8 protein-coding genes are annotated in these 6242 nt (G+C 44.4%); 1 reads left to right on the top strand and 7 read right to left on the bottom strand.

What is annotated here, in order from left to right; genetic code table 11:
- From IM507_RS22965 to IM507_RS22955, 3 genes are all read right to left on the bottom strand, one after another.
- Positions 1 to 388: formylglycine-generating enzyme family protein (locus tag IM507_RS22965; RefSeq protein WP_287637801.1), on the bottom strand; the 388-nt coding region annotated here is incomplete at its 3' end.
- 480 nt (positions 389 to 868) lie between these two features.
- Complete coding sequence (locus IM507_RS22960; protein ID WP_287637800.1) at positions 869 to 1462, bottom strand: hypothetical protein; 594 nt, start codon at positions 1460 to 1462, stop codon at positions 869 to 871.
- Positions 1449 to 2687: a hypothetical protein gene (locus IM507_RS22955; RefSeq protein WP_287637799.1), complete on the bottom strand. Its 1239-nt coding sequence runs from the start codon at positions 2685 to 2687 to the stop codon at positions 1449 to 1451. The genes IM507_RS22960 and IM507_RS22955 overlap by 14 nt, the downstream gene beginning before the upstream one ends.
- Before the next feature lie 389 nt (positions 2688 to 3076).
- Here IM507_RS22955 and IM507_RS22950 point away from each other — a divergent pair, with 389 nt between their 5' ends.
- On the top strand, positions 3077 to 3313 hold the full coding sequence (locus IM507_RS22950; RefSeq protein ID WP_287637798.1) for a hypothetical protein: 237 nt from the start codon (positions 3077 to 3079) through the stop codon (positions 3311 to 3313).
- A 143-nt stretch (positions 3314 to 3456) separates the two neighbouring features.
- Here IM507_RS22950 and IM507_RS22945 read toward each other — a convergent pair whose 3' ends face one another.
- The 4 genes from IM507_RS22945 to IM507_RS22930 all read right to left on the bottom strand — a co-directional run.
- Positions 3457 to 3837, bottom strand: a complete 381-nt coding sequence (locus tag IM507_RS22945) for a hypothetical protein (protein WP_287637797.1) — start codon at positions 3835 to 3837, stop codon at positions 3457 to 3459.
- 672 nt (positions 3838 to 4509) lie between these two features.
- A complete protein-coding gene (locus IM507_RS22940; RefSeq protein ID WP_287637796.1) occupies positions 4510 to 4911 on the bottom strand; it encodes a hypothetical protein in 402 nt (133 codons plus the stop codon).
- 56 nt (positions 4912 to 4967) lie between these two features.
- A complete protein-coding gene (locus tag IM507_RS22935) occupies positions 4968 to 5591 on the bottom strand; it encodes a hypothetical protein (RefSeq protein WP_287637795.1) in 624 nt (207 codons plus the stop codon).
- On the bottom strand, positions 5591 to 6242 hold a 652-nt coding region (locus IM507_RS22930), incomplete at its 5' end, for a pentapeptide repeat-containing protein (protein ID WP_287637794.1). The genes IM507_RS22935 and IM507_RS22930, both read right to left, overlap by 1 nt.

Raw genomic sequence — 6242 nt, 5'->3', positions numbered from 1 at the left:
GGTTTGTCTCTAGGTCGATGTCTATTTTAGCGGTTGCGGCAATCGCTCTCCACTGGGTCTGGGTGATAGGATATTTACCTATAAAAAAGGGGGGGATGTTAACCTTATGTTGAGGGCGTTCATCATCGTAACTATCTTTCTCGTCTTGCGGTGAACCCATCAGGAAAGTTCCTCCTGGGATGGCAACCATTTCTAAGGTGATGTCGTTGTCTAAATCTTGGCTGAAATATTGGGACTGCTTTGACTCTTTGTTAATTTGCTCACCCTTCTCATTTACTCCCACCACCTCAAAGTTAAATGATAACAATTCTAACTTTTGCAACGGTTTAACTGAATCTGGATTAACTAAAACTGGAACCTTCTTTGATTGCGTATTTTGATGTTTCATAATAATATATCAAGTAATGTATTGATGTCCCCAATAGTGCAACTGAGGGCATCAGCCTCTATAAAGCGTATCTCACCCCCGATGCGATGAAAAGCCTGGGCCTTTTCCTTATCGAGGGGCCGCTCTTTATTAGTAAAGACTACCTCCTCTGTCTCCTGCTGCAGTGCGTAGTTGATAGCCGTACGATAGAGGTCCTGGTCTACTACGTAGCGGAGGGCCGTTTCATTAGGGTTAAGCCCATCTGTTACGTAACGGCGGCCCACTACTAAGAAAGGACTGTTCTGATAACGCACTACTAAAACAGTCCAATACATAGTGCCATAGTGTGTGCCCAGGGCCCACGGTCTAGTAGCCACTACATTTATGGTGATGTCAGGAATGATATCTTCTATACTCAGGAGAGTATAGAGTGATAACTCTGGAAAGACAAAGGGTAGTGCTGTTCTGTCTTGTCTAATGGCGGGCAGTGCCAATACAGTCTCAAGCAATATATTCTCCTGCTATCTCGTAGTATACTGTTAATGCGGCCTCGTACGTAACCTCAGACTTTATATCGATGTGTGTACCAGAGAACGTTACTATAAGAGGGGGATGGCCGCGCTCCTTCATCTTATTCTCTATCTGCTGCCATACAGACAGTTCGGCATCATCTTTAGTTATACCGTCCTTATACTGCCGTGCTGCGATTAGTTGATTAACTATGCGGGGCAGCTTATCGACAGCATCGGGGGCATCCATAATATCCTTGAGGATACGACGAGCCTTCATGTAATTACTCATACGCAACATTGAGTCCCTAGCAACAGCCAGTGCTTCATCACTGTACCAGTCCCAGAAGTCTATCTCATCATTGATAAGAACTAGCTGATATACACCAGCCGGTTCTAACACTAGCGTTGACTTTCTCATGAGTTTGTTATGGCTACTAACTACCTCTAGGTTCTCATAACAGAGGTTGAGAGCTAATAGAATACTCTCAGCGCTAGCATAGCCTTCAATAAATTCAATAGAGACATTGTTATATTGCTGTATCAAGACACACGCCTCCCTTGTATGGGCATTAATTACTATCATCGGCGCTGAGATTTGATGTATCAGCGCTATTATCTGATCTACTAATGGTATTCTTATGGGGGGTGGGGGCCCAGTCTCCGTATCCCGTCGTGGCGTGGAGCCTGGTACCAGCGCCCATGACGATGTCCGCGATGTTGGCGCACCCGGCGATGAATGGTATAATCTCGATCTGGCGTCCGCACACGATGACCGACTCCTCAGGGTCAGGTGAGGAGATAGGCTTGGGCTGTATGTCTAGGTATCCGGTCGTTACCTCGTGGATATTGATAGAGTTGTGAATCAGGGCCCCATCGTGCTGGTTATTAGATGCGAGGTCGTGGATATCTCGTAGGCTGTCTACTTCTATACGCTGTAGTAGGGCAGACATGGCTGCCATCTTCTCGTTCTTGGGTATCAGTTTAGACCACTTCGCTATGCTGATGGCTATGCCCTTAAGGTATCCTACTAGGCTGGCGAGGGCCCGCGCCTTAGTGGATACATCCTTATCAGCTAGGAGCGGCTCTTCTATTACTAGACGAGGTATAGCGAAGCGGCTATTGAGACGCTTAACGAGCCGGGCCCCATTGATTACTGCTAACACAGCTGTCTTCACAGTGCCTACGGACAGTAGGGGATCCGGAGAGCTCACACGGCCTGATAGCACCTCATCCAGGTGGGAGCTGATACCTAACTTCTCCATCTCATGGTGGGCAATAGTCGCGTGGCACTTCACGACATCGTAGTTGATGACCGGGCTGGATATTAACAGCACCTCTCTGAAGTTTCGACTAGCGCCCTGGAGGCCACCGCCCTTCTCGTACACACGGAGCCCCTCGTGAGGCTGGGTTAGTTCTTGCGAGTACTCTGCCTGACGTTTCGTATAGTCGATACTCGTCACACGCTCGAGTATACCTTGATAACAGTTCAGGTTGTGAAGGTAGCGGGCCCGTTTACTAGCCAGCTCAGCGTCACTCAGACTATCGCGAGTACGCTCTATCCTATCTCGTTGTCGTATCAGCCACGCGATGCCGTAGCCCAAATCAACCTGTGTCGGCGGTGCGCTACTAAGCAGCCTATTAAGCTTAGGAAACGGGCGGCCATCTACATCAACGAACCACTGATCCTGTAGTCGAGAGGGGCTCAATAATAGATCCTCTCCCTTCTCAATGAAGGTATCGATGATGTGCTCGTGAATACGGTAGCGGAAGCAGATTCCTTCCTTAGCGTAGTAGGGGGCCCGCGTCATGAACGGCTCTACACTCTCCCAGCTATAGTTTCTACAGTAAACGTGTATGAAGCTCTTACGTGGCAACGGTACCCCCTTCCACGCGTGGTAGTCAGACTTAGCCCGCATCTGGCGCTGGCACAAAAACGTGTGGATGAATAAACGCCGACTATCACTATCCATGCCAGCTGTTAGCTCGCGCAAATAATGATACTGACTAATAGTGAGTTTTAGATTAGTTTGTATGTACGGCATATATTCTCCACTTAATTTAATTTTAGCACGATCCAGCAGTTTAAACAAGCTAATTCTACTAGGCGCTGGATGGTATCATATAAATTCATTAGTTAAAGGTTTACTATTAGGGCCCGCCCATCTATTAGCATAATCATACCTAGTCAATAATGTATATGAAGAGAACTAAGAAGGGCAATGTAACGGCAGAAGCGCGGGCCCAATACGGCACAGTGGGAGATAGATTCCCCATTTTCGATAAGCGCAGCGCATTGAGTGCCCTTAAACTGCGGGGCCACGGTAATCTAACTAAGCAGGAGAGAGCGCGTGTTATTAACAAGGCGGCTAAGTTTGCTCCTGAGGAGGCTCGGGCTGCTCGGGAGGCAGATCAACAACGCTCTCCTCGTAGTTAGAGAGGAGGAAAGTGTTAATCCAGTCTATATTGCTCTGGGTTAACTCTCTACCAGTCTCCTTGTAGTATTCTCGAAGGGCCAATACGCTCTGTACCCAATCGAGTTCTTTATCTGATACGCCCTGGAGGCTATCTAGAATCCAATTATTGTCGCGTAGTCTCTGAATCTGTTCTGGGGTCATGGTGATCTTTGAGAATTTGACTTATAGGGAAGAGAGGCTTACCATCTACAATATCGTCTATACTACCAATTAATATAGAGGGGTCGCCCTTTTCATCGATTTTATCACGAGCGACAATTACATCTCCATTAGTGGCTAGGAAGATAGAGACATCTACATTATCATGAATATATGATAGGAAGTACATATCGCCATCATTATCATCAGGACGGTCTTCTCTAGTATTGTTGCTTACTATGTAACTAGATCGATTGACATGAACTCCAATAAATTTATTATTGGAATCTAAGCCTAGATTCTGATAGGCCCACGCCTTCACGACATCAACTGCGTTATCTTGCATTTCGTCTACTCTCTTGTTTAAGTCTACCTATCTCGAGAGCATCACTGCTCGTGATGTGAAGCTCTTTATTACTGTTAAGCAATAAGTGTCGCGTTCGTGCGCCGGGCCAATAGTAGTAGTCGCCCCACTTTATCAACAGGCCTGTCTCGAGTATAGGTTCTATATTCTTTACTACTAATTGCATCTCCTCTTTAGTCATACCGAACTCACCATGGTTATGGCGCTGGTAACTATCGCGTTGATAATGCTGAGTGCGACGGGCCCATACTCCTTTAACGGATTCAGAGTTAGCTATCATAGCCAGCTGGCAATAATAGCGTAGATTACCCCCCGGCATATGTAGAGGGGTGCTCTCAACAAGGCGGCGTATAGTAGGGCTATAGTAGTGAATACGCCATTGGTCCACTGAATTCTTATCATTATAGAAGTCGGCCCCCCATGCGGCTATACCTAACTCGAGCACATTAGTTAGGTAGTATTTATTATAATTATCTTGACCACCACTCATCCTAGCATGTAACCGCGTATAGTTAATGTGGGGCTCCATATCCTCGAACCAGAGTTGAATAAAGCGGCCCCCCTCCTCAGGGGTAGGTTTGTATAATGATAAGAACTGGTAGTCTGTCGCTCCCCATATAATGTCGGAGATCTGCAATGTTTTAGCTAGGTACATTAGAAATTGTAAGTTAGTGCATGGTATCTTTCTTTATAGTCTCCCTCTACTACAAAATTAGAGGCTATAGCTATAGAAAGCATAAATAAGTTAGCATCTTTTTTCAACTCTTTAGAGGTAGAAACGCCTGTTAAAAATGTGACAATAAGTAACCAAGCTTTAAAAGCTACAAACGAAATCCAATCTATTTTGACATCATTATCATCATTAACATCATTGTATTTTAATTGTATGTATGTATCCATTACATTGGATTTAATTGCGTCTCTATAGAAGTGTTCTAAGTATTTTGACTTAGGATTCTGTTTTGCTTCTAATACTAAAGCATCAACGTATTGTTTAGCTTCGATAGGTAAACTATTGTATTGTTCTCTAACTAATATTGCGCGTTGAATGTCCATTGGTTTACTCCTGTTTTAAACTATTTTTGTTTGTTTTACTTTATGTAGTCTCAGTTTTACTCTTTAGCTGTATTGTCGGTTATTTCCTTGTACCATCCTTTTTCTACTAGAAAGATTGACGCTAGTGTTAAAGCTTTTCTGAAAAGATCAAAGTCTTTTTTAAGAGGAGAAGGAATAGAAACTCCTGTACATATAGGCATAACAATAGTAGTCATAACCCAAAATTTAAGCTGGTCAAGAAAAGAAAGATTCCACTTGTCATCGGATAGGTAAAGATTGATATTTCCTTTTTGTATATCCCCTTTCCACCACCAGGTCAGTATATCATTAGTTACTTGGTTGGTTTCAGATACTTTCAATAAACCATCAATCCAATTTTTTGAGTCAAGAGATAATTCGAGATATTTACCTGTAATTATAATCTTATACAGCCGCTCTTTATAATGCCGGTTAATGTTCGTTGGTTTACTCTCTAATTGTGTTAGTTTTTGGTCATTATCTATTTGATCCACCACTATTGCTGCAAAAAGATCAAAAGCATCTTGGTTACTTTGTCTTAATGCCATTAATTCTTCTGAGTTGTATTTCATGAAAAAACGTAAATTAGAAGCCACGATAGATAAAGCTTCAACTTGTCGCTCTAAACTCCAATCTTTCATTAATTCTTTCTGATGTGTCATTAATCTACTCCTTGTCTAATTAAATCCTGTTCTTGTTCAGGGGTGATCCCCGTTGCATTGATAAAGATAGCGTCTTCAATGTCAGCCCCTTTCAGGTTAGCTTTACTCAGGTCAGCCCCTTTTAGGTTAGCCTCAATCAGAATAGCTGCATTCAAGTCAGCCCCACTCAGGATAGCCTCACTCAGATCAGCCCAACTCAGGATAGCATCACTTAGGATAGCATCACTCAGGATAGCCTTAATCAGTTTAGCCCCACTCAGGTCAGCCCCACTCAGGTCCGCTTCACTCAGGATAGCCTTAATTAGCTTAGCCTCACTCAGATCAGCCCAACTCAGGATAGCATCACTTAGGATAGCATCACTCAGGATAGCCTTAATCAGTTTAGCCCCACTCAGGTCAGCCCCACTCAGGTAAGCCCCACTCAGATTAGCCCCTCTCAGGATAGCCCCACTCAGGTCCGCTTCACTCAGGATAGCCTTAATTAGCTTAGCCCCACTCAGATCAGCCCAACTCAGGATAGCCCCTCTCAGGTAAGCCCCACTCAGATTAGCCCCACTCAGGTTAGCCCAACTCAGATCAGCCTTAATCAGGATAGCCCCACTCAGGTCCGCTTCACTCAGGATAGCGTCACTTAGTTTAGCTTCTCTCAGG

The sequence above is a fragment of the Microcystis sp. M20BS1 genome, assembly GCF_020245305.1.
In the GTDB taxonomy this organism is placed as follows: domain Bacteria; phylum Cyanobacteriota; class Cyanobacteriia; order Cyanobacteriales; family Microcystaceae; genus Microcystis; species Microcystis ichthyoblabe_A.
This window is presented reverse-complemented; position numbering and strand designations above follow the sequence as displayed.